Consider the following 24,262-nt stretch of genomic DNA (forward strand, 5'->3'; position numbering starts at 1 on the left):
TTACACGCATCCTTTTTCCGTTAAGCAACGGAAAATGTTTGTCCAACATTTTAAAAAATGCATTATAGGGAAAATGTTTTTTATTCGACCCAAATAAAAAACCTCCCGCTTGTTCAGCCCTGTAAGGAGCGACAGCAAGAGGTGCCAGGATTTGCGTCAGGATTGCTTGAACAGTACATCAACAAACTCCCGGTAGGTTTTGCATTTAAGTAGCTGTTGAACCATTTGGCCATCGTTTACAACCTTGCCCAGCAGATCATACATTTTTTGTAAATCTTCCCTGCTGTTTTTTTTCACACTTAATAAACAAACAAATTGGACACGCTTATCCCCCCACTCGATCGGCTTTTGCAAGGTACATACCGCCCAAAACGTAGTTTCTGTTTGCGGTACGATGGGATGTGGGATCGCTACGAGATTACCGAAAGATGTCGGGGATAAGGCTTCCCTCTCGAAAACGGAAGCCAAAAACGTTTCATCGACAAGGCCTGCCTGTTGCAATTGATCCCCCAAAAAATGCAACACTTCTTCTCTTGATTTAAACGTCTGCTGAAGAAATACCAATTCTTCTCTGGCATATTCCAATATTCGCCCCGCATTTTCAAAGATGGCCCGTTCAATTTTTTCCAGATCCATCCCTTCGAGAATCGTATTCACCTCAATTACCGGGATCGGCAAAGGATGAGGGATCGGAACGGTGCTGATGAGAAAATCAAGAGATTGCATAGGGATTTGATCCAGTTTGTAATATTCGGTCGTTCCCAGGATCTCAAGTCTGGAACCAAACCTGGAGCGCAATTTGTAGTATAAGAGCCGGGCACTGCCAACGCCTGAGGCACATACAATCATGCAGCGCTTTTTGCGCTGATCATTCATCCTGCTTCTTTCCATTGCTGCAGCGATATGAAGAGCAAGGTATCCCATTTCATTTTCATCAATTTCGATGCCCATTTTCTCTTTTAGAACCATCCCTGCAAGAATCGCTGCCTCAAAGGCGATCGTATAATTTGATTTAATGGTCTCAAGCATTGGGTTTCGTATGTTCATTCGAAACCGATAGCGGTTTATCGCGGGTTTTAAATGAAGACTGATTCCAACGACAAGTTCCTTATCATGCTGAATTCCCAGCCTGAGTTTATTCTCAATGGTTTCCAGAATCTCCATTGTTAAAGCATAGATGTCCGGATCAATAAACGTCTGGACTTCGGTTTCGCAGAGAGCAGGGTCTACGGTAATTTTGGTTCCCAGTAAATGAATGGCAACATACGCAATCTCCGCAAATGGAAATTTTATTTTCAATCTCTCCCCGATTTTTTTCAATATATTGGTTGCCACCTCAAATTCTTTTTGCTTAATGATGTCCTTTAATTCTTCTTTGTACCAAGATACATAGTTCCCGCTTTGTATCCGCTTACATGCGATCGCAATATGAATGATAAGATTGTTCAAGCCAATGTCCGAAAGGGTAATTTCTTCTTCCTTTATCTGTTCCAGCGTAATGGTTTGAATCACTTTCATCTCTTCTTCAGGGAGAAGCGGAACACCGTCCTGAATCAGGCTCCGTTCCGTTTCTTTTCGGTTAAAGAGATATTCGGACATGCAAAAACGCCATTTCATCTCATCCCCTTTTAATTTCAATCCATAATTAGGCCGCTTTTCCAATTCGAGCCCATACGCTTTCAATCGTTTTTTTACGGTACGCAGATCATTTTGGATAGTTGATTTGCTGATGTATAATTCCTCTGCCAAATCTTCGAGTTTGACATACCCTTCAGAGAGAAGAAGCCGTTTGATTAAATAGTCGGCCCTCTCTTCCGGCAGAGTCGGAATCCCTTTGCTTTTCGGCGAATCAGTCTGAAAAATCTCTTTGAGAAGTGTCCGAAAAAGCTCATGATCATGAATGATCAATTCATATCCGGTCCCTCTTACAGCCCGGATCGCAGCACCGTTTTCGGTCAGTAAAGCATCCAATTCCTTCATGTCATTTCGAATGGTCCTGGAGGTAACTTGAATCACATTGGCCAAATATTCGCTGGTTAAAGCTGTCTTGGCCGCCATCAGCTCCCGCAAAATCCCGATCATCCGGGCATTCAGCACCATGAATCCCCCCGTCTGACCCATTTTGAGAAACACACCATTTTTCTGTTAAAGAATCGATGAATTTTTTGATATCCCTCAACAGAGCAAGCAAATCATCTTTCATTTTTTAACCTTGTTGAAGTGAATAATTGGTTGCCCCCCTGTTTCGGACAGTCACAATCTTTATATGCTATAATTATAATAAAAAATCAAATCATTCATAATATTAATCTTTATATTCGTATTTGGAAGTAAAGAAGCGGTACGCCTTATGTCCGGAAAAGATGCAAGCAGAATGAAAAAAAGAGCCCTGGAGATCATCCCTAAGGGCTCTTTTTTCATGTGAACATGCGTTGTTGGCAGGGCGGTGGCGTCCCCTGTCCGCTTGCCGATACTTTCTTTCTGGAGTGGCATCGCTCCCAGCTTCTTTTTACGAACGATTCCCTCCTGCGTCCCATTCGACCTCTGCTGAGTAAACGGGCGTGATTCCCGTAGCGGTGCGGATCAGTAAAGCTCCTTGTTCATTTAACCGCATCGCGACGCCGGTTACGGATCCCTGTGTCGTTCTGGCGGTGATGGTTTGGCCCAGCATTCCGGCTGTTTCTTCCCATTTCTCCCGAATAAAGGAAAATCCTTCGCGCAAATAGCGGTCATAAATTTGCTCCAATTCCTCCAAAATGGCAGCGACCAACGGAGGACGGTGTATTTTTGTTCCCTTTTCTTTCGCCAGGGATGTGGCAACATCCTTAATGTCATCCGGCCACTGATTCACATCAGCGTTCACATTGATGCCGATTCCCAAAATCACATAGTGAATCCTGTCCTGCTCTCCCCTGAGTTCGGTCAAGATCCCGCACACCTTTTTCCCGTCAATCAGCAAATCGTTGGGCCACTTAATGCGGATCGGCAGGCCGGTGACGCGGTACATCCCTTCCCGTACTCCGACGGAAGCGAGCAGGGTGAGATGGGAAGCATCCGTCAAGGGAATGGGCGGGCGCAAAATCAAGCTCATCCAAATTCCTGTCTGCGGGGGGGAGTGCCAGGTCCGTCCCAATCTCCCCCTTCCTTGTTTTTGCTCTTCGGCGATCACGAGCGCTCCTTCCGGCGCCCCTTCGCGCGCCCATTGATGAGCGATGACTTGCGTGGAAGGAGTGGTCGGCTCATAGCGCATTTCCCGGCCGAATCGATCTGTATGCAAATAAGGCAGGATCTCTTCCGGCGCAATCCGATCCGGTCGGTAAATGAGCCGGTAACCGCTGCGCGGGCGGGCTTCAATCTCATACCCTTCATGCCTGAGCTCCTCAATATGCTTCCAGATGGCCGCACGGCTGCAACCCACCCGGCGGCTGATCTCCTCACCCGAGATAAATTGATCGTAATTGTTGATCAACAGTGAAATCAATTCATTGCGAATCGACTTTTCCAATTTTGTACCCTTCCTCCAGCAAAGCATTTTTATCATTTGGCAACAAGCCAAGTGCCACCTGTTCATAAAGATTGTTTAAGACCTGTCCGACCCATGGCCCCGCCTTTTTCCCCGAATAACGAATGAGCTCCTCCCCGCCCAAGTCCAACTCCCTTCGCTCCTTCACCGGCATTTCGTTCCACCAGTCCTGAAACCTGGTCTCTGTCAGATCTTTGTCCATGATTTTCCCGACGAGTCTCCTCAATTGGCCGGATCGTCGGACGGAATCCAGCCCATGGCGCAGAAGCTGCCGTTTCCAATAGACCGGATCGGTTGCCGTCCATTCTCCCGCCAACATCAACCTGAAACAAACCGATATCTGTTTCTGATCACGGGCGGACAACTTCAACGCTTTCAGCCGTCTTCCCAAGCAGGCTTCATCTGTCTGGCACAACCAAAGAAGATAAGCCCAGCGAACGATCCGATCGGATGTTTGGTCAAAAGATGCCGCTTGATCCGGCGGGAAAGATTGCAGATCCCACCGGCAAAACGGGGGCAAAGCGCGAAGCAGGTCAGTCGAAAACAATTCTCTTACCCCGGCGGAAGGAGAGACGGCTTTCCACATCTTCTCCAGTTCCTGCACCACGCGTTCCACTGAGAGATGAAAGCACTCCGACCGTAACGCGATCAGCGCCCGCCGGGTTTCCTCTTCCAACGCAAACCCGAATTGCGCGACAAACCGCACGGCCCGAAGCATGCGCAGCGCATCTTCCCGAAAGCGATCACGCGGATTGCCCACGGTGCGGATCCTTCCGGCCAGGAGATCTTCTTTTCCGGAAAAATAATCAATCACCTGTCCCCGACGGTTTTTCGCCATCGCGTTTATGGTAAAATCGCGACGGGCCAAATCTTGTTTCAACGAGGAAACGAAACGCACCTGGCTGGGGCGCCGCCGATCCAGGTATGCTTCTTCAATCCGGAACGTGGTGACTTCCAGCGGGATTCCCTGTTCAACCACGGTGACCGTTCCATGTTTCAAACCGGTGGGAATGGTTCGCGGAAACAGGTTTTGCACCTGATCGGGAACGGCATCGGTCGCAATATCATAATCCTGCGGGGAAATACCCAGCATTTCATCCCTTACGCATCCGCCCACCAGGTATGCCTGAAATCCGGATTTCTCCAATTGTTCCATCACGCTTAACGCTGCCGCTTTTCTTGTGTCCATCCTCGATCCTCCCGCTTATTTCTCCAGGAGGCGGTAATAAATCTGTTCATATTGCTCAACGATCTTCAAACCGCAAAATTTCTCCCGCACCCGGGCCAGGCCCGCTTCCGAAAACGATTGATACAACCGTTCATCGCGAAGCAGCCTGATGGCAAAACGCGACATGCTGTCGGTGTCCCCCGGATCAGCCAGAAAACCGGTCACTTCATGTTCCACCACTTCGGGAATCCCGCCCGCGTTGGATGCGACCGTCGGGACACCGCAGGCCATCGCTTCCAGTGCAACCAGGCCAAAGCTTTCTTTCTCCGACGGAAGCAACAGCAAATCCGCCAATGAAATCAATGCGGCCACTTCATCCTGTTTCCCCAGAAAGATGACACGATCCGTCAGCCCGAGATCCTCCACTTTTTGAATCACTTTCGGCAATTCGGGTCCTTCTCCGACCAACAGCAGCCGTGCGGGAATCACTTGCTGCACCTTGTAAAACACCTCTATGACATCGAGAGGGCGCTTAACGGGGCGAAAGTTGGAAATATGGAGCAAGATTTTTTCGTGCGGTGCCCCGTACTTTTCGCAAATATGAGCGACATCGCGCGGATAGTAAATCCGGGTATCGACAAAATTGTATATGCAATCGATGGGCCGGTCGGAACAAAACAGCTCATAAGTCTGTTTGACCAAACTTTGCGATACCGCCGTCACCGCATCACTTTTATTGATGCCGAAACAAATCACATCCCTGAGAGAGGGATCTTCTCCCAGGACAGTAATATCCGTACCATGCAATGTCGTCACAACTTTGAGATGCTCTCCCACCATCTGCTTGGCCAATACGGCCGCAATGGCATGGGGAACCGCATAATGGACGTGCAACAAATCAAGCTCGTATGTTTTCGCCACTTGTGCCATCCGGCTGGCAAGTGCCAAATCATAAGGAGGATATTTAAACACCGCATAGCGGTTTGCTTCTACGCCGTGATATCGGATATTCTGCATGAACTTTCCCAACCGGAACGGCATGTCATACGTGATAAAGTGGATATCATGTCCCCTTTCGGCCAGCAATTTTCCCAGCTCCGTAGCGACCACTCCGGAACCGCCGTGGGAAGGATAACAGGTAATTCCAATACGCATGGGGAACCCCCCTCCTTCATCATTTTTCCTGAGGAATCAACAATGTTTGTTTGAGCGGGCCGGCACTCACCAATGCTTCCCCATACAATGCGCCGATCTGATGTCCCCACAACTGATCGCGGCCGCGGATCATGGCCAGATAAGTAGGGCTGTTCAGCGGTGTCTTCACCTCACCCTCATTGGGGTCAAACTGGCTTTTATAAGCCAAAAGCGCTTGCTGTTTGCGTTCGTAAACATCGGTTACATCAACAATCAGATCAGCCTTATGTACATTGTTGATAAAATAATAAAAAACCTGGTCAACCCGGTGAGCCGATTCTCCACCCGGTGTCTGTTTCATCCGAATGGCCGCATCAAAAACCGCCTCTTTCACCATCCGGCTGCAAGCGACATGATCGGGATGCCGGTCTTCCCAGTACGGAGCCAGGACCACCCGGGGCTTTAATTGCCGGATCACCTGGGTCATTTTTAAAATCTGCTCCTCACTTCCACGGAGACCCCGATCGGGAAAACCCAACTGGATCGACCGGGAAATCCCCAGAATCTCCGCTGCAGCTTTCGCTTCTTCCCTCCGTCTTTCCACTGTGCCGTTGGAAGAAAGCTCCGCCTCGGTCAGATGGCAAACTGCCACCGAGAACCCGTTTTCCGCGTGCTTGGCCAGGATTCCGCCAATCCCGATCTCCGCATCATCCGGATGAGCTCCAAATGCCAAGATATCTATGCTCTCGTTCATTTCGACTCCTCTTTTCTTCATCAACTCTGATTCTTTCTCACGTAGTTGCGCCAGTTTAATTCCCCTTGTTCAATCGCCCGAATCATGATTTCCGCCGTCGCCAGATTGGTCGCGACAGGAATGTCATGAACATCGGCCAATCGCAAAAGCGCCAGGATATCCGGTTCATGCGGCTGCGCTGTCAATGGGTCGCGAAAAAAAACAATAAAATCCATCTCATTTTGCGCCACCAACGCCCCGATCTGCTGATCACCGCCCAAGGGACCGGACAAAAAACGATGCACTTTCAGTTCCGTCGCTTCCATAATCTTCGTTCCGGTGGTGCCTGTCGCATACAGCCGGTGCGGCTTCAAAAACGTTTCATAAGCGATGCAAAACCGGATCATATCTTCTTTTTTCTTATCATGGGCAATCAAGGCGATGTTCAACTGATCTTCCCCCCTGCAAAGAAGATGCGTGCGTAAAGAGAGCGGGTGTGCCGCCTGTATGCCAGAACAACAAATTTTTATCCGAGGCGTCTCTGTTTTTTACCTGGTCAATCAATCCTGCCAATGCTTTACCCGTATAGACCGGGTCGAGACACACCCCCTCCGTTTGTGCCAGAAGGCGTATCGCTTCATTTCCCTCCTCTGAAGGGACTCCATATTTTCGTCCGATATAGTCATCCAAAATCCGAACCGACTGAAGGGAAAACTCACCTGCTTCCCCGATTTCCCGCATCAGATTGTCACCCAGGTGCCTGACTTCCTGTTCAGCTTTCTCCTTTGACAGCCAAACGCTGATTCCCACCAGAAGGGTTCCGGCCGGATCACGTTCCTGTCCGCAGGCAAGACCGGCAAGCGTTCCCCCGGTTCCTGCCGGCAAATAGATTTCATCAAACGGCGGCAGGTTTTGTTGCTTGCGTTGACGCTCAAGCTCGTCCCATGCCAGGACGTAGCCGTAATCCCCCACTGCCGTCGATCCGCCGACAGGGATCACATAAGGCTTTCTCCCTTGTTCTCTCGCTTCTTCCGCCTTTTCTTCCATCGCCTGAAGCAGTCCTTCCGAGCCGTACGCCCCGGTTAAAAAGCAGGTGGCTCCGAGCAGATGATCAAGCAGCAAATTCCCTTGAATGCTTCCCCATCGGCTTCCGGCAAAACAAAGCCAGGTGTCCAGCCCTGCCCGATTGGCCGCGGCAATAGTCAGCCGGGCATGGTTGGATTGCAGGCTGCCCCCAGTAATGATCAGATCGCATCCCTGCTCCAACGCTTCGCCAAGCAAAAACTCCAGCTTCCGCAACTTGTTGCCGCCAAAGGCGAAGCCGGTGAGATCATCCCGTTTTATCCAAACGCTTTTCGCCCCGATCGCCCGGGCAAAGCGGGGGAGAGGCATCAGCGGCGTTTCTCCCCACAGAATCGGAAATCGCGGAAAATCAACCACGGCTATTCTCCTTTATCAGTCCAGAATATTTTCCAGTCCATAAACCAGCTTGTCCAGTTCGATCACTTTTTCTATCGCCAGCTTAACCCCCGGCATGAAGGATTCGCGGTTTAATGAATCATGGCGCAGGGTGAGCAATTGCCCGTTTCCTCCGAACAGCACTTCCTGGTGGGCGACCAAGCCGGGCAGGCGGACGCTGTGAATGCGGAATCCCTGATAATATGCACCGCGGGCTCCGTCAAGGATCTCTTTTTCCTCCGGATGTCCCTGCTTCATCTCTTCCCGCGTCTGCACAATCATCTCCGCCGTTTTCACGGCCGTTCCCGACGGGGCATCCAGTTTGCGGTCATGGTGCGATTCGATAATCTCCACATGCGGCATGTATTTGGCCGCCTGCTTGGCGAAAATCATCATCAAAACTGCACCAATCGCAAAGTTGGGAGCAATAATCGCACCGATCCCCTTGTTTTGGCACAGGGACGACAGGCGCTCTATTTCTTTTTCCGGCAGGCCGCTAGTGCCCACGACAGGACGGACACCCGCCTGAATGGCCAGCTCCATATTCTCCGCCACCACATGGGGAGTGGTGAAATCAACGAGCACATCCGCTTTCGTCTGATTCAGCACCTCAGCAACAGAAGAGGTAAACGAAAGGCCATAGCGGCCCAGCCCCAATGTTTCCCCCACATCTTTTCCCGCTTCGGAACGGGATACGGCACCAACCAGTTGCAAATGCTCATGCTGGGACAGCATTTTTACGACTTCCCGGCCCATCCGGCCATTTGCGCCCGCAACGATGACTCGAATTCCCATGATGTCTGAACCTCTCTTCATGCTGTTATTCTTCGATCCGCGTCCACCGATTGGCATCGCGAACCCGATATTTTTCCATCACTTCATTAAAAGCCTGTTCCAGATCAATTCCAAGCGAATTGGCAAAACAGGTCACAATAAAGATGATATCTCCCAATTCATTGGCAATCGTATTTTCCTCTTCCCCCGGTTTTTTTGGCTTTTCCCCGTAAAGGTGGTTTACCTCCCGGGCCAATTCCCCCACTTCTTCGGTCATACGTGCCAACATCGACAGAGGTTTGAAATATCCCTCTTTAAACTGACTGATATATTCATGTACTTCTTGCTGAACTTCTTTCAGCGTTTTACTCTCCATCGGCCATCACCCTCCCGATTCTATCATGTTACCGAAGTCCTCGGATAAACTCAATGCTTTCACCCGGGATCATGCCAAATCGTGCATTGATGAAGCATTTTTGGAAATGTATAATATAGCAGAATCATGATTCCAGTTAAGGGCGGGTCAACCATGAAACACAAGCTGACTTACCATTTCAGAAACGTTTTGCTCATTTTTCTCGGTTCGCTCATCTTTTCATTCGCCATCAATTACTTTACCATTCCCAGCCATTTATCCGAAGGTGGTTTTACGGGAATCGGCCTGCTCACCTATTATTTGTTCCGTTGGTCACCCGGAATCGTCATTTTCGTCCTCAATATTCCCCTCTTGCTCATCGGTTATAAAGTGTTTGGCAAACAGACCTTTATCTATACGATCATCGGCATTGCGGCTGTCTCCTTGATGTTGGAAGTGACGACGGATCTCCCGAAAATCTGGGGTCCCCCGCCGCATGATACACTTCTGTGCGCCCTTTATACCGGAGTTTTGTCGGGAATCGGGCTGGGGCTGATCTTCCGGATTGGCGGTACCACCGGCGGGGCGGATATCATCGCCCGGCTCGGCAACAAGTATCTGGGATGGAGTGTCGGCCGCACCATGTTCCTGTTTGACTTTACCGTCATTTTTATCTCCATCTTCATCATCGGTCGGGAAAAAGCGATGTACACCCTGGTCGCGGTGTTTATCAGCGCCCGTGTGATCGACTTTGTCATCGAAGGCTTGAGCGCCTCAAAAGCGGCCACCATCATCTCCAACAAACCCCAGGAATTGGCCGGGTTTATCACCAAAAAAATGAACCGCGGAGTTACGATCCTCGAAGGCCGCGGCGGTTATACCGGCAAAACCCGGGAGGTTTTGTATGTCGTCGTCGCCCCGAATGAACTTCCCAAATTAAAGCAGATTGTCGACAAAATCGATCCGCAAGCCTTTGTGGTTGTCCATGATGCCCGGGATGTTCTGGGGGAAGGATTTACCTTTGGCAACGGCGGCATAAAAAACAACAACGGTTAAGAAAAAACCCGATCCTTCTGTCCAGGAACGGGTTTTTTCAGCTGGATTATATTTTTGCCGGCTGCTCCAATATCTCCACTACCCCCTGTGTACCATCCACACGAACAAACTGGCCGTCTTTCAATCGCTCCGTCGCACGATCAATACCGACAACAGCCGGAATCCCGTACTCCCTGGCCACGACGGAACCATGAGTCATCAATCCCCCGGCCTCCATGATCAGCGCTCTGGCGGAGTGGAACAAAGGGGTCCAGCCCGGATCGGTATAGGGAGCAACGAGAATATCCCCTTTTTCCAGATTCCCTTCTTCCAGGTTACGCACCACCTTGACATAGCCTTCAGCAAGGCCGGGGGATACCGGAATTCCGGACAAAGCGCCGGGAGGAACCTGCACACCGCTTCTCCTGCCGGTGATCACTTCGCCTTCGCTGGTCATCACCCGCGGCGGTGTCATTTTTTCATATCGGGCAAACTCCTGTTTGCGCATGGCGATCAACCGGGCGACATCCTCCAACCGGTTTTCCAGCAGAGCGATGATTTCATCCAAGGTCAGATAAAAAAGATCTTCTTCATGCTCGATTGTTCCCCTTTCACGCAAAAACCGCCCCTCTTCCAGAATCGCTTGCCGGTAATGATCAAAACATCGGATGATCATATACTTGGGAAGTTCACGAAGCCCCATCAGATTGCGATAGACCGCGATCAGGCGGGAAATCCACTTCCGTTTCAAATATCCGCCCCGTTTTTTCCTTAAGCAGGCCAGAATCTCCTGTGCCGCCTCCTCCGCTTCCTTTTTGCCACGGTTGAATTTCTTTCGATGTTCCCCCGGTTCATTGCTGCGCATATGGCTTAAAATAGAGGGAACGAGCATCGTCGGCGATTCGCGCCACCTCTTCCTCGTCAGATCGATTTCCCCCGGACAGCGCATACCGTACCGTTCCATAAACCGGTGCAACTCTTTCTTAAATTCGGAACCTCCCGGAAACAGAACCAGCCCTTCATAAAACGTGCGATCCTCCGCTCTGTCAAGATAAGCGGCCAGCTGGGGATACGGCCGCAGGAGATCAGCCAGATCACCGATCATCAATCCCATTTCGCTCGTCACATTGCCGGGCAGCGATTTGTTCAAAGCGGCGATCTTTTCTGCTTGATCCTCTCCCAGCCACTTTTTGCCGAGATGCAAAAGCATTCTTTGCGCAACGAACGCCGCCAGCAGTCCGGGAGCCAATTCACGTCCATAAAACGATATCCAGTTTGCGATCCTGGCTCGAATCCGCTTGATCCGTTCCGGTCCGTTGACGGAAAAAATCTCGTTTTGGCACCGGGCGACGGCTTTCTCGACTGCTGCTTCCGCCCTCCGTGCCACATCCTGCAGATTTTTGCTGAACATCGTTTTTATCAGCCTCGGATATCCTTTAAGCATGCTGAAATAAAAAATCCCGATCAGGGGAATCATCTTGCATTTGGAAGCACGGTACAATGCGGCCTCCTTTAAAAAATCTTCACGGGCAAGGAAACGGGAGAGCGCATCGCTCATCAATTCATCATTGCTCTTGAGCGACCGGGGCAAACCTTTCCGAAATACTTTCCAGTACATCAGTTCCGTTGGATCAAAATAAAGCCTGCCTCCTGCTTCCACCAACATCCTGCCACGCGAATCCCCGGATCTCCTGCCTAATGGCATCAACGTCCGCCAAACCGAAAGCGCCAGCGGTTTCATCGCGTCCGTCATCATCTGGGTGTGGCCAAACGAGCAAAACACACGCAAGCGCCCGTCAAGATGGGGAGGAAGAGGAAAAAGAGTGGTGATCGGCCGGCTTTGCAGGACAAAAAAGCGGTCACCGGACAATCCCCATTCGATATCCTGGGCTGCCCCGCAGTGACATTCAATCTTTTTGCCCAGCTCGGCCAGTTTCAAAATTTGCTCATCGGAAAGAGCCTGTTTCCTGCCCAGCTCGGGAGAGAGTTCGACGACCTCCATCCCTCCATTTCGCGCGGGAAGAATCACCTTGTTCTTTTCACTGATTTGCTTTTTCACAATTTCTCCGTTTCGGACCTGATAAAGATCGGCTGAGACAATACCGGAGACCAACGCTTCACCGAGTCCAAAACCGGCATCGATGGAGATCGTCCCACGATGACCGGAAACCGGATCAGCAGTAAATAAAATGCCGGAGACCTCAGACATGACCATCTTTTGCACCATTACAGACAAAAAGACAGTGCGGTGAGCAAAACCGTTCTTAATCCGATAGAGGATGGCCCTGTCTGTAAACAGCGATGCCCAGCACCTTTTTACAGCTTCGAGCAGTCGGGCAGCGCCTTGCACATTTAATATCGTATCCTGTTGTCCGGCAAATGAGGCTGTCGGAAGATCCTCAGCCGTAGCACTGGAGCGAACCGCATAAGCATGCTCCTGTCCCGATTGTTCCCATGCCCCGATGATTTCTGCCTCAAGATCGGCAGGGATGGGAAGCGATTGCAAGTGATCACGAATCTGCCGGCCCATAATCCGCACATCTTCAAGCTGACCGGGCCGAAGTCGATCAAGCGAATCAAAAAACCGCTTCATATCCTCGCTAGTTTCAATAAAGCGGCGGTATGCTTCAGTCGTAATGCAAAATCCCTCAGGCACCGGAAACCCCGCTCTGAGCAACTCACCCAAGTTGGCAGCTTTGCCTCCGACTTCAGGGAGATTTCTACGATCAATCTCATGCAAGTGCATCACAACTCCGGCCATCTTGGATCACTCCTCCTCCATCCAAAGAAAATTAAGACTATTCCATCCGCCCGTCTTTTGTTTTTACCACTGCATCATCACTTCAAATCCGCTCCGACCAAAATCCTGCACCTTGTCTGGCCTGAAACAATACACTAAATAAATCCATCTCCCCCGCCACATAATAAGATCATCATATTTTTCAGGGATTGGAGGGAAGGAGAATGAAGCACAGCAAATCGGAAAAACAGATTGCCGGGGAAAAAGCGACGGATTACATAAAAGACGGAATGGTGGTCGGGCTCGGAACCGGCTCCACTGTGTATTACACCATTAAACGGCTGGGTACCCTGGTGAAGAAAGGACTGAAGATTGAAGCGGTCTCCACTTCTTCCGCCACAACAAAACTGGCCAAATCTCTGGGCATTCCCCTGGTTTCGGCCAATGATGTCTCCCGGATCGATGTCACGATAGACGGAGCCGACGAAATCGATCCCCGTTTTTACGCCATTAAAGGGGGTGGCGGAGCCCTTCTGTATGAAAAAATTGTCGCAACGATCTCCCGGAAAGTAATTTGCGTCGTCGATTCAACCAAGCTGACAAACCAGATCGGCCGCTTTCCCCTCCCGGTGGAAGTAGTACCTTTTGCCTATAAACACGTTCTTAAAAAATTGGCAAAGAATGGACTCGAAGCAACCCTCCGTCTGAACGAAGATAAAAAGCCGTATCTCACGGATGAAAAAAACATGATTCTTGACCTCCGTCTCGGACGGATTGAGTCTCCGACGGAATTGGCGGATTGGCTAAACGGAATCCCCGGGATTGTCGAACACGGACTGTTTATCGATTTAATCAACGAAGTCATGGTGGGAGAAAAAAATCTGTGCAAAATACTCAAACGAAAACAAGACCGTTAAGAGAAGCGCAGTTCCATGCTCTTCTCACGCATACGGAGAAGCCTCCCTGTTTTCCCTGTACTTTCGCCAACTGACAAATCCGAGCACACTGGCGATCAACCCGCTCACCCACAAAATCACTTTGAAAAAATCACCTTCATTCCAGCGATATACGGTCGCCATCACATCCCGTTCCGATCCGAAAAAAAGGGGATTGAGCAAACTCTTAAGCTGTGTCACCCCGATTTTCAGTTTGTCCATTTCCGTTTGATTGCGCAAAAAAGTGACCAATGAATCGACTTTGCTGATCGTAAAAGGGCTTTTGGCCACGATCAACGCCGGCCGGATGATCTGATAATGTTCATAAAACTGGTCGACCCCCTCTTGCACGGCATGACGATCGTTCATCCTGATCGCTTCGTCAATCATATCCAGATCTTTTTTCAATGGCTGATAATATTGCTGCCACATCGGTTGATTGGGATGGGTGAGTGCATCAAAAGCCAGCTGTAGGCGGGCAGCCGCATCCGCGATTTCCTTGCTGTTTGGCTGTACCCGGTTTAACGCCCCCTCCATCTCCATGATCACTTCCGCCAAAGCATGAATTGACTCAATCCGCAAATTCAGTTTGGTAAAATCCGCTTTGGAAAAACGGCCCGACAACTTCAACAGTTGGTCTCTCGCCTTTATGTATTCACCGGCACCGGCCCATTTGGCCACTTGATTAGCAAGGCGCGACCACTCCTCAGTCTCCAAAGAACGCATGCCGGTTGCATGAACGGCAGGGACCATCATTTGAAACAGGCAGGCAAAGATCACTGTCAGCCAAAATGTTCGCAAAGGTCCCACTCCTTTCTGAATCACCGATCACCTTACCTCATCCTATTCAGCTTGTTCATTCCGTTATGCCCGCAAAAATAAAAAAGCCGGTTATTTCCCGGCTGAAGACAAAAGGGATTCGTTTTTACGGCGCCGGCTGCTTTCCAGCATCGACAACGCGGAAAACAGCAATATCGAGGTGAAACTGAGAAGTACGGTAAACAGACCGACCCAGTCATCATATACTTCGAGGGCTGCGGTCAACCACGGATGAAGATCCAAACCATAATCCATCAGGTCGTTGAGCAATGTCCAGGCTGCCACAATTTGAATTTCCCGCCTCCTATAGGTATAAAACGGAACAAACAGCAACCCTTCCATCGCCATTCCGAAGTGGGAGAACATCAACATCCAATGCTGCCAGGACAGCGCCTCTGTAAACGGCAGCGGATCGAGCCATCCTTCCCAGATGATCATCACAACCGCCCAAATTCCGTATTTAAACAACGTAATTGAAGCGAATGCCTCCAGCAGGGGACTTCGCCGCGAACATAAATATCCCAACAGCACCAGGGTAAAAAAACCGCTCGCTGTCGGACTGTCCGGCACAAATATATCCAAAATCCGGGGACTCGTATCCATCAGTTGATTTTTGTACCAATAAAAACCGTAAATCGTCCCCAGAAAGTTGACAATGAATAAACTCCACAACACCCATCTCTGTTCCAAAAGACGTATGATCCAGTTTTTCATCCTGCTGCCACCTTTCTGCTTCCGACCCATGTTGTAAGCTGAGAAGAAAAAACCTGGCCACAGGAAAGGAATAGGCCAGGTTTGCTCTCCACTATTTCTGTTTTTGCTGCAACAGCCAATTGATCAATACTTGTTTTTCTGCCGGAGATCCTTGGAACATCCCAGCAGGCATGGCACCGCGGCCATGATCGATAATGTGGTTAATCTGATCATGGGTAAGCCGATTGCCCACTCCGAGCAAGCTGGGACCGTTTAACCCCTGCAGATGATCCCCGTGACATTTGATACAAGCATTTTTCTGGTAAATCCTGTATCCCTGTTCATTTAAACCTATAACCGTGGTATCATTTGGTTTGCGACCCGGTACGGATTCCGACTGCAGTTCGTGCTGGTATTCGGCCGCCCAGGTAAGAGCACAAATAGCGATCAGGGTGACGATCATGATCCCTGTAGCCATTGGCCGTTTGAGTGGTCGCCGCTCTTTGCTGCGGTCAAGCCACGGTACCAGCATCAATGCCAAAAAAGCAATGCCAGGCAAGAGCACGGTACCGATGACGACAAACGGACCCGATGCCCATTTATACTTGAGCAACTGGTATAAAAACAAGAAGTACCAGTCAGGCACCGGCAAAAAGCTGGTATTGGTGGGATCGGCCAGTTCTCCGAGCGGAGGTTCTTCCGACATGACCAACGTCATAAACCCGACGAGGAAAACAGCCGCCACCATCCACTCTTTCAGAAGGAAGTCAGGAAAGAAGGCTTCCGTTTTACCTGGAAACTCAGCATAATCCTTTGGATACAATTTCTTGCGGTCTGCACGAACGCGCGAGTCTCCCACATAGTGGACTTGTTTATCATTTCCATTGGAATGGTGTGCCAAGTGGATCCCTCCTCACGCGTAGACCTTATAGTGGTCCGGATATGCCCTGACGACGAATCAGGATAAAGTGAACGCCCAACAGTGCGAGCAATGCGGCCGGCAGGAAAAACACGTGCAATGCGAAGAAACGTGCCAGCGTTTGCGCACCAACGATATCGCCCCCTTGCAGAAAAGAAGCGATATAGGGACCAAGCACCGGAACGGATGCGGCGATCTGCACCCCTACCTTGGTCGCAAAATAAGCTTTATTGTCCCAAGGCAGCAGGTAACCGGTGAAACCAAGCCCCAACATCACGCCAAAAATCAACATGCCCACAAGCCAGTTGAATTCGCGGGGATGTTTGTACGATCCGGTAAAAAACACGCGCAGGGTATGTAAGAAAAGCATGACGATCGCCACACTCGCTCCCCAGTGGTGCATTCCCCTTACAATCGCCCCCATCGCCACTTCACTTTGCAAATAAGCGACACTGGCGTGAGCGTTTACAATGTCAGGTACATAGTACATGGCCAAGAACATACCGGAAAGGATCTGGATGACGACGACAAAAAAAGTCAAACCCCCGAAGCAGTAGATAAATGCTGAAAAATGATGGGCAGGGTTGACGTGTTCCGGTACTTCGTGGTCAGCGACATCGCGCCATAGCGGCGTAATATCCAATCGTTCATCCACCCAGTCGTAAATGGCGCGCAGCATTCGCTACACCTCCGTTTCACAGAGCGATTAAGTTTTTTGCAGTGGTCCAATCAACACTCTTCCATTTTCCACTTTTACTTCATAGCGGTCTAACGGCTTTGGCGGAGGAGTACCGGGTACGTTCGTCCCATCCTTGTAGTACCGGCCAAAGTGGCATGGACAGAAAAATTCATTTTTGTACATCGGGTTGCTGTTCCAGTTGACGGTACAGCCCAAATGTTTGCAAATCGGTGACAGGGCGATGATCTCACCCTTGACCCGAACCACCCATGCCGTCAACGTTTCCCCTTTTGGCGGATTATACCAGCCATCTTTCCGATGCTCCGTAAACTTGACTTGTTTGGGTATGTCAGTCACTTCTGACTCTTTCAGGTTCACGTCATGAAAATTGCCTTTTTCCCCTTTTCTAAGAATTGGGTCAATGGCGAAGCGAACCATCGGAAAGAGCATTCCCGAAGCCAGAAACCCGGCTGTCCCACCCAGCGTGTAGGTCAAAAACTGACGGCGGGAAACTTTTTTGCTCACGTGTCCGACCTCCTTCTATACGGCTTTCGAACCGTCCACTCGGACCGGAATCTTATTATGCTAGAACACCTATCTTTTACTAGGACATATACCATGATAGCGAATTAATTCCTTAAAAGTCAAGAAACTGTCATGACTTTAAGCCGACAATATTAATACTTTTTTTTGAAAATTTATGAATGATTTTGCCACATATTTAGTACTTTTTCAAAGAGTTCCCCGTGTTCCGACTCCAATGCCTCTTCAGCGGGCTGTCCTTCGGAACGGTTTACGACATGACAGACGGTGGAAATGAAGCCGCCCGGCGGTTCATCTTCCAGCCAGTCGGTCAAAAAACCCTGATTCGGGCCGGCGATCAGCACCAGATAATAGAATCCTGATTGATTCATCTCTCTTATTATTTCACTGATGTAGGCTTTAAATACATCAGGATTTTGACCAATATATGAAATTGAAGGGAGCAGCAGAATCCGCCCCGTCAAACTTTTTTCCAGCTCTTCCGCCACCGCTTCGACCAGACGGCTGTCCCCCGCTTCGACCGCCTTCTCCCTTAGGGTCAGGGAATGAACCGGGATCAGGAGCGTATCAACAAAAGCTGCAACTTCTTTCCACTCGTTCTCATTCATTCGTTTCCATCTCATATTTTGCCCTCTTTTCCGGAAAAATAAAAATGCCCAGCAACTTCTGCTGAGCATTATATCGAATCTGACATCAGGACTCCAGTATTTTAATCCATTGTTCGCTGAGCTGTAAAAACGCTTGTTCGTCCCGTTCTTCAAGGGCATGATCAATCTTTTTATACAATTCACGCCGCTGGAAATCTTTTACCGCCTGGTCAAGAAGCATCTCCGCGAACAGACTTAGCAAGTGATCTTGCACCAAGTCATGTTTCTCCATGGGATTAACCTCCAATACCGCGGCATATTCGGGTGATTTCGCCCGATCTTTAAAATAGAGGCCGATATATAAATCTTCATGCGGATAGGTCCGAATATCGTAAAAGGCGGTTTCCACATCAGCGCCTACTCGCTTGTTCTTCGTAAACCGAAAAGAAACCATCTTGCTGCACTTGGTCGAAATCATCATCGATTTCGGCAGATGGCGAACATGGTCAACAAAATGAACGCGTTTGAGAAGTTCGTCGCTTGAGGACAGGTAGCTGAGAAGCCATGCTGCTTCTTTTTTTTGCAGTTCGTATTTCTGCAAAAACCAGTGGATGAATTCCTTTTTCTCAGCCACCGAGACCTTGCTCTTCATCCTTCCCAACCCCTTAAGACACAAGCAAAGTTGAAGTTGATTCACTGTATGTTCCCAGAAGGGTGAAGTTTCTGTTTCCGTAATAATTGATTCGACCCATTTTTACTGATTTCCTGCTTCGGAACCCTCTTTTATGAATCCGTCCTCGATCGCCTGTTCGCGAAACGCAACGATTCCCCTCAACCATTTGATTCCCGAAGCAGTCAAGGAAACATAGGAAGTTTCCTCATCCCATCCCAGCGCGAGAACACCGAGATGAACCAGCATCTGCACTATTTTCTGAAACAGGCTCTCTTTCGTCTCGTAGAAATAAGGGGATAACCAAGGCTCCACCGCCTGATAAACCGCTTCAGTGCGAATCCAGCCCGGGTAACCGAGCAGAGTGATCCAGCGGACCACCATGGGCAGATGCGGAATCGGTTTGCGATAGAGCCGAAGCCAAAAACGCAACATTTGTTTTCCTTGGTCTTCTTTGCTTCTTAATTTCCCGGAACCAGCATCTGTTAAACATAAATATCCTTCTTCACTTTCGATAAAATACCCCTGATAAAAGGCATAATCGTACAGAAAGGCGAAGCGATCAGGATAGAGGTGATAACATCTGCCGAAACCGAAGCGGGGGCCTTTATGTTCCAAAGGTTTTTCTTCAATATAAAAAGTTTTGAATAACTGTTTTTGCTGTTGTTTATACATTGAACCACTGGCAGTAACCCGCACGATCTCTTTCGCCAAAAAATCAAGAAAATGATACAGATCTGCAACGATTTGCCCGCTCTCGTCCCGGTAAAAGGAAGGAGGCGTTTTCCGCACATCCCTGCTGTTTCTGTAAGGTTCAGCCAAAATATCCAACACCCGGTCTCTCATGTCGGAAGGCACATGATAGAGATATTGCGTTTGGTGTGAATAACCGGGAAACAACCAACCTCGTTTCAATGCGCTTACGATGAGCTTCCGCGGTTCTCCCTCTTCTCCCCTCAGGGCCGCCCTCCCTTTGGCAAGCAATTCCTCCATTGTAAAACTGGGACTTTGATCCAGAACCACCTGTTCCAAAAAAAGCTTTTCCGCCGTCGTGAGCTTCAAAATCATTTCCTTTATGTAGTTCTTTTTTCCCATCATCTGCAGCAGCGAACAGATTAAATCCCGTTTGGAATGAGACCCACGGCTTTGGCAGCCGTAATAGCGGTTCATTTGTTTCAAATGTTCAATGTCGGTATATGTAAGCCAGTCCGCCATCCGCATAGTCTGATCTTCCCTTCTGTCGCTAGTTATCCTTATTGTGGACGAAACGAAAGGAAGATAGACTCAGGTGGAAGTCAAAAAGTCGATTGATGAAGCCGTTCCTCTTTCATTCCTGCTCTCTCCTCGTCCAAATCGGTAATTTTAATCACGCGGCCAAACAGAAAGAGGAGCAGGTAAACCATAAAAATCTCGAGAGAACTAAAAAAATGCCAAGGAAAAAATAATACGAGCAGGTCTCCGAGCAAATTTTTCCAATCGCGACAAAAGGATTGAACAAGCGGCGCATTTTCCAACAATAAGGGTAAATGGAAGATGACGAATCCCAAAATCGACTGTCGCATCGGCAAATGATGGACGTGTTTTGCGGAAGATCCAAGCCCCAGATAGATAAAAAAAGTAAACGCTCCGACGATCAGAACCGTCCATTCTGTGACCATATCAGCAATAAGGGAATCATGAAACCACAAGGATATCAGAAAAGGAAAAAACCATTGCTTTAAGCTGATCACCACCGCCACAGTCAAAAAAATTTCTGCCCCGATGCGCCGATAGCGCTTCATCATAGACAACCACCACCTCATCACACCATTATGACAAAACGCATAAAAAAAGAACCGCCCCTGATCAAGGGCGGTGTGCACAGGACGTACAATATTGGATAGGAGTGGAGAGAAACCATACTGTATTTCCCATTATACGAAGCAGGTCGGACAAGGTCAATATGTTTTTCCTAATTTTCTGATTTGATTTAATTCCATCTCATGGATTTTATTGACAAATCCGGGAAACGATACATCGATGGCCTCCGTATGCTCGACAATCACTTCCTGTTCTGCCGCCAGCCCGGCAATAGCCATCGCCATGCCAATCCGGTGGTCGCCGTGGCTGTCACATCTTCCCCCGGATAAAACGACCGGCCCTTCAATGATCATTCCGTCTTCTGTCTCCTCGATTTTGGCCCCCAATTTTCGGAGTTCGTTCACCGTCGTCGCAATCCGATTGGTTTCCTTCACTTTCAGTTCTTCAGCGTCCTTAATGACGGTGGTTCCCTTCGCCTGGGTGGCGACCACGGCCAAGATCGGGATTTCATCGATGAGCCGTGGAATCAGTTCGCCACCGATCGTCGCACCTTGTAACTCACCGGCGGTCACCGTCACGCGTCCCACCGGCTCATTGCACCAGCTGCCCGTTTCTTCAATTTGAATTTTAGCCCCCATCATGGCCAGGGCATCTAAAATTCCCGTCCGCGTCGGATTGAGTCCCACATCCTCAATCGTCACCTCCGCCCCGGGAACGACCAGCGCTGCAGCCAGCAGAAAAGCGGCTGAAGAAATATCACCGGGAACTTGTACCCTTGCTGCGGACAAATGCTGTCCGCCGGCGAGGGAGACTTCCCGGTCGCGCACCTCCACCTGGCAACCGAACGCCGGCAACATCCGTTCCGTATGGTCACGCGAACGGCTTGGCTCGATGACGGTTGTCATCCCTTCTGCTTTTAAACCGGCCAGCAACAGACACGATTTCACCTGTGCGCTGGCCACCGGACTTTCATAACGAATCCCCGTCAGTTTGCTTCCCCGGACTGCCAGCGGTGTATAGCTTCCATCTCTCCGTCCGTCAATCACGGCTCCCATCCGGCGCAATGGTTTTACCACTCGTCCCATCGGACGGCGGCCAATTGATTCGTCCCCGACCAGCGTGGCAAAAATCGAACTGCCGGCGAGAATGCCGAGCAGAAGCCGGATCGTGGTTCCTGAATTCCCGACATCCAGCGGCACACGAGGCTCGGCCAGACCTGCAAAACCTTTTCCTTTGACTCGTACGGAAGTGGGAGATGTCCGCTCAATCTCCACCCCCATCTGACGGAAACAGTGAATGGTACTCAAGCAATCCGCACCCGGTAAAAATCCTTCGATTTCCGTGACTCCTTCGGCGATCGAGCCAAACATGACGGAACGGTGGGAAATCGATTTATCGCCGGGAACCTTCGTCGTCAATCGAAACGGCCCAAGACGCGATGTACGAATCATACGCTGACTTCCTCCAATCGTTCTTCCTCTGCAAATACGACATAGTTTGCCTCGCGCAATGCCATGATCGCGTTTTGATAATGTTTTTCCTGTTTAAAGGTCAATTTCAGCACACCGGGGATCTCTTCGCGGTTTTCCATCACTTCCAGGTTGCTGATATTGATCTCTTTTTCACCGAGCAGGGTAGCCACCTTTCCGATGATCCCCGGCCGGTCGGGAACGTCGACATAGAGGGTGTAACGACGTTCCAGTATTCCTTTTTTCCGGTCGGGAAGCTTGCTGCGAATGGCCCGGGAACGGGTGAAAAAATGTTCGATGCACTCCGGATCCGTTTCCATGATCGCTGAACGCACCCTTGCCATTCTCTCGATCCAGTCATCCATCAATTTGATCAGTTCTTCACGGTTGGTGAGCAGCACATCCCGCCACATGATCGGATGGCTGGCCCCAATCCGGGTCAAATCGCGAAACCCGCCCGCCGCCAGACGATGAAACCATTCGTTATCCTCATTGTAATCCCCCACCATATTGACCAGCCCGGCGGCGATAATATGAGGCAAATGGCTGATTGCACCGACAATGCGGTCATGGTGCACAGGATCCATAATCACCAGTTCCGCTTTCGTCGCAAGCGCGAGCAAACGGCTCAATTTCTGGACGGCGGCGAGGGATGTGTGCGGTTCCGGAGTCAAGACGTAATAGGCATTTTCAAACAATAAAGATCGGGCGGCCTTGATGCCCGATTGATGTGAACCTGCCATCGGATGGCCGCCGATAAAAGTGATTCCGCGGCCGCTCAGCTTCCGGCCGCTGCGCACTATTTCCGCTTTTGTACTGCCGACATCGGTCACGATGCAGTTTTCTTTCAAAGGCAACAAGTTCAGCTCTTCAATTGTCTGTTTGATTTTCCCGACAGGAAGGGCGATGATGACCACATCCGCATCCCGGACAGCTTCGTCCAACTTCGTGGTGCCTTCATCGATGGCCCCGATGGCTTTGGCAAACTGCAAATCCTGCTCGTTTCTGTCAAAGCCAATCACAGTGACATTTGTTCGCTCTTTCAGTCCCAACGCCAATGAACCGCCAATCAGCCCGATTCCGAGTACGGCTATTTTTTCAGGCATTGCTTGGAATCGTTCCTTTCTTTTTCAGAAATTCGGCCAAGCTGTGCAAAAAGCGTTCGTTCTCTTCCTGTGTTCCGATGCTTACCCGAATGTGTGTCGGGAAGTCAAGCGCTTCTCCCGACCGCACGATCACCCCTTGACGCAGGAGAGCCTCAAACACTTCGCCCGCCGGGAAACCGGTATCGATCAACAGGAAGTTCCCGTGTGCCGGGTAATAGCCCAGCCCCCATTCCTCCAGTTTCTCCGTTATTTTTTTCAGTCCGAGCCTGTTCTGGTTGCGGCAGTAAACGACAAACGACTGATCTTCCAGTGCGGCGATCGCTGCAGTTTGTGCCAGACGGCTGACATTAAACGGCTCGCGAACGCGGTTGAGCTCGGTAATCACATCGGGATGGCCCACACCGTAGCCGATGCGAAATGCCGCCAACCCATAAATTTTGGAGAACGTGCGCAAGACCACGATCTGCGGATTGTAATCAAGCAAGGATAAGGAATCAGGATAGGACGGATCAGTCACGTACTCATAATAAGCTTCATCAATGACAACCAGCACGTGCTCCGGGACCCGGTCTAGAAAATCGCTCAGATCATCACCGGAGACAATGGTCCCCGTCGGATTGTTGGGATTGCAAATCCAGACGACCCGCGTTTTCTCAGTGATCGCCTCCAACATTCCCTCCAGGTCATGCACCCCGTTTTTAAGCGGCACTTTCACCGGAGTCGCCCCTTCGATCCGCACCACCGTCTCATAGCGCGGGAATGTGCGGTCGGCCATCACCGACTCCGTTCCCGGTTCCAGATAAGCGCGGGCAATCATTTGCACTACTTCATCCGAACCATTCCCGAAGATAATCCTGCGGGGGTCCGTTTCCAGATGCTCGGCCAGCTTCTCCCGCAGTTCCGGAGCCAGGCCCTCGGGATAAAGGTGAAAGCGTCCTTGCTCACCGGCCAGCGCAGGCCAAACTTTTGGTGAACAACCAAACGGGTTTTCATTGGAGGCCAGTTTGATCACTTCCTCCAATCCCAATTCTCTCTTTACTTCTTCCAGGGGCTTACCCGGTTGGTAAACAGGCAATCCCCGGACGGTCGCCTTCGGTTGCATCTCATGATCCCTCTCTTTTT

24 protein-coding genes are annotated in these 24,262 nt (G+C 50.0%); 2 read left to right on the plus strand and 22 right to left on the minus strand.

Going from position 1 to position 24,262, the window contains the following annotated elements:
- Positions 1-156: 156 nt before the first annotated feature.
- The 9 genes from I8U18_RS03880 to I8U18_RS03920 all read right to left on the minus strand — a co-directional run bounded on the left by I8U18_RS03880 (position 157) and on the right by I8U18_RS03920 (position 9,166).
- Complete coding sequence (locus tag I8U18_RS03880) at positions 157-2,097, minus strand: BglG family transcription antiterminator (protein WP_198055129.1); 1,941 nt, start codon at positions 2,095-2,097, stop codon at positions 157-159.
- 412 nt (positions 2,098-2,509) lie between these two features.
- Positions 2,510-3,505, minus strand: coding sequence for a biotin--[acetyl-CoA-carboxylase] ligase (locus tag I8U18_RS03885; RefSeq protein ID WP_232331007.1), 996 nt, complete (start codon positions 3,503-3,505; stop codon positions 2,510-2,512).
- Positions 3,483-4,712 (minus strand): CCA tRNA nucleotidyltransferase, encoded by a 1,230-nt coding sequence (locus I8U18_RS03890; RefSeq protein ID WP_198054923.1) that lies wholly within the window; start codon positions 4,710-4,712, stop codon positions 3,483-3,485. The genes I8U18_RS03885 and I8U18_RS03890 overlap by 23 nt, the downstream gene beginning before the upstream one ends.
- Before the next feature lie 15 nt (positions 4,713-4,727).
- Positions 4,728-5,846 carry an N-acetyl-alpha-D-glucosaminyl L-malate synthase BshA gene (gene bshA / locus I8U18_RS03895; protein WP_198054924.1) on the minus strand — a complete coding sequence of 373 codons (1,119 nt, stop codon included), beginning with the start codon at positions 5,844-5,846 and terminating at the stop codon, positions 4,728-4,730.
- A 19-nt stretch (positions 5,847-5,865) separates the two neighbouring features.
- Entirely contained in the window at positions 5,866-6,579 is a 714-nt protein-coding gene (bshB1, locus tag I8U18_RS03900) for a bacillithiol biosynthesis deacetylase BshB1 (protein WP_033101404.1), read from the minus strand.
- A 20-nt stretch (positions 6,580-6,599) separates the two neighbouring features.
- On the minus strand, positions 6,600-7,007 hold the full coding sequence (locus tag I8U18_RS03905) for a methylglyoxal synthase (protein WP_033101405.1): 408 nt from the start codon (positions 7,005-7,007) through the stop codon (positions 6,600-6,602).
- Entirely contained in the window at positions 6,982-7,998 is a 1,017-nt protein-coding gene (locus I8U18_RS03910; RefSeq protein ID WP_052154281.1) for a 1-aminocyclopropane-1-carboxylate deaminase/D-cysteine desulfhydrase, read from the minus strand. The genes I8U18_RS03905 and I8U18_RS03910 overlap by 26 nt, the downstream gene beginning before the upstream one ends.
- Before the next feature lie 15 nt (positions 7,999-8,013).
- Positions 8,014-8,811 carry a 4-hydroxy-tetrahydrodipicolinate reductase gene (gene dapB / locus I8U18_RS03915; protein WP_033101406.1) on the minus strand — a complete coding sequence of 266 codons (798 nt, stop codon included), beginning with the start codon at positions 8,809-8,811 and terminating at the stop codon, positions 8,014-8,016.
- A 25-nt stretch (positions 8,812-8,836) separates the two neighbouring features.
- The gene (locus tag I8U18_RS03920; protein WP_033101407.1) at positions 8,837-9,166 is read right to left on the minus strand and encodes a nucleotide pyrophosphohydrolase; all 330 of its coding nucleotides are present in this window, start codon (positions 9,164-9,166) and stop codon (positions 8,837-8,839) included.
- Between the two features lie 153 nt (positions 9,167-9,319).
- On the opposite strand from I8U18_RS03920, the gene I8U18_RS03925 reads away from it, so the two are divergent.
- Complete coding sequence (locus tag I8U18_RS03925; protein ID WP_198054927.1) at positions 9,320-10,201, plus strand: YitT family protein; 882 nt, start codon at positions 9,320-9,322, stop codon at positions 10,199-10,201.
- Between the two features lie 46 nt (positions 10,202-10,247).
- Here I8U18_RS03925 and I8U18_RS03930 read toward each other — a convergent pair whose 3' ends face one another.
- A complete protein-coding gene (locus I8U18_RS03930) occupies positions 10,248-12,941 on the minus strand; it encodes a phosphoenolpyruvate synthase (RefSeq protein WP_198064501.1) in 2,694 nt (897 codons plus the stop codon).
- Positions 12,942-13,144: 203 nt separating this feature from the next.
- Between I8U18_RS03930 and rpiA the strand changes: the two genes are divergently transcribed.
- Positions 13,145-13,837 (plus strand): ribose-5-phosphate isomerase RpiA, encoded by a 693-nt coding sequence (rpiA, locus tag I8U18_RS03935; protein ID WP_033101410.1) that lies wholly within the window; start codon positions 13,145-13,147, stop codon positions 13,835-13,837.
- Positions 13,838-13,861: 24 nt separating this feature from the next.
- Here rpiA and I8U18_RS03940 read toward each other — a convergent pair whose 3' ends face one another.
- From I8U18_RS03940 to hisC, 12 genes are all read right to left on the minus strand, one after another.
- Positions 13,862-14,656 (minus strand): sporulation protein YpjB, encoded by a 795-nt coding sequence (locus tag I8U18_RS03940; RefSeq protein WP_033101411.1) that lies wholly within the window; start codon positions 14,654-14,656, stop codon positions 13,862-13,864.
- 90 nt (positions 14,657-14,746) lie between these two features.
- Entirely contained in the window at positions 14,747-15,388 is a 642-nt protein-coding gene (locus tag I8U18_RS03945) for a DUF1405 domain-containing protein (RefSeq protein ID WP_033101412.1), read from the minus strand.
- 91 nt (positions 15,389-15,479) lie between these two features.
- On the minus strand, positions 15,480-16,268 hold the full coding sequence (locus tag I8U18_RS03950; RefSeq protein WP_033101413.1) for a menaquinol-cytochrome c reductase cytochrome b/c subunit: 789 nt from the start codon (positions 16,266-16,268) through the stop codon (positions 15,480-15,482).
- Between the two features lie 25 nt (positions 16,269-16,293).
- Positions 16,294-16,965: a menaquinol-cytochrome c reductase cytochrome b subunit gene (gene qcrB / locus I8U18_RS03955; protein WP_033101414.1), complete on the minus strand. Its 672-nt coding sequence runs from the start codon at positions 16,963-16,965 to the stop codon at positions 16,294-16,296.
- A 27-nt stretch (positions 16,966-16,992) separates the two neighbouring features.
- Positions 16,993-17,490: a Rieske (2Fe-2S) protein gene (locus tag I8U18_RS03960; RefSeq protein WP_033101415.1), complete on the minus strand. Its 498-nt coding sequence runs from the start codon at positions 17,488-17,490 to the stop codon at positions 16,993-16,995.
- A 173-nt stretch (positions 17,491-17,663) separates the two neighbouring features.
- A complete protein-coding gene (locus I8U18_RS03965; RefSeq protein WP_198054930.1) occupies positions 17,664-18,131 on the minus strand; it encodes a DUF2487 family protein in 468 nt (155 codons plus the stop codon).
- A gap of 70 nt (positions 18,132-18,201) precedes the next feature.
- The gene (locus tag I8U18_RS03970; RefSeq protein ID WP_033101417.1) at positions 18,202-18,747 is read right to left on the minus strand and encodes a ReoY family proteolytic degradation factor; all 546 of its coding nucleotides are present in this window, start codon (positions 18,745-18,747) and stop codon (positions 18,202-18,204) included.
- Between the two features lie 102 nt (positions 18,748-18,849).
- On the minus strand, positions 18,850-19,986 hold the full coding sequence (locus I8U18_RS03975; RefSeq protein ID WP_033101418.1) for a hypothetical protein: 1,137 nt from the start codon (positions 19,984-19,986) through the stop codon (positions 18,850-18,852).
- 74 nt (positions 19,987-20,060) lie between these two features.
- The gene (locus I8U18_RS03980; RefSeq protein WP_033101419.1) at positions 20,061-20,549 is read right to left on the minus strand and encodes a hypothetical protein; all 489 of its coding nucleotides are present in this window, start codon (positions 20,547-20,549) and stop codon (positions 20,061-20,063) included.
- A gap of 153 nt (positions 20,550-20,702) precedes the next feature.
- Positions 20,703-22,016, minus strand: coding sequence for a 3-phosphoshikimate 1-carboxyvinyltransferase (aroA, locus tag I8U18_RS03985; protein ID WP_198054931.1), 1,314 nt, complete (start codon positions 22,014-22,016; stop codon positions 20,703-20,705).
- Entirely contained in the window at positions 22,013-23,140 is a 1,128-nt protein-coding gene (locus I8U18_RS03990) for a prephenate dehydrogenase (RefSeq protein ID WP_198054932.1), read from the minus strand. Before I8U18_RS03990 ends, aroA begins: the two co-directional genes overlap by 4 nt.
- Positions 23,133-24,242, minus strand: a complete 1,110-nt coding sequence (gene hisC, locus I8U18_RS03995) for a histidinol-phosphate transaminase (protein WP_198064502.1) — start codon at positions 24,240-24,242, stop codon at positions 23,133-23,135. The genes I8U18_RS03990 and hisC overlap by 8 nt, the downstream gene beginning before the upstream one ends.
- Positions 24,243-24,262 lie beyond the last annotated feature (20 nt).

Source organism: Thermoactinomyces sp. CICC 10522, from assembly GCF_016055075.1.
Classification (GTDB): Bacteria; Bacillota; Bacilli; order Thermoactinomycetales; family Thermoactinomycetaceae; genus Thermoactinomyces_A; species Thermoactinomyces_A daqus.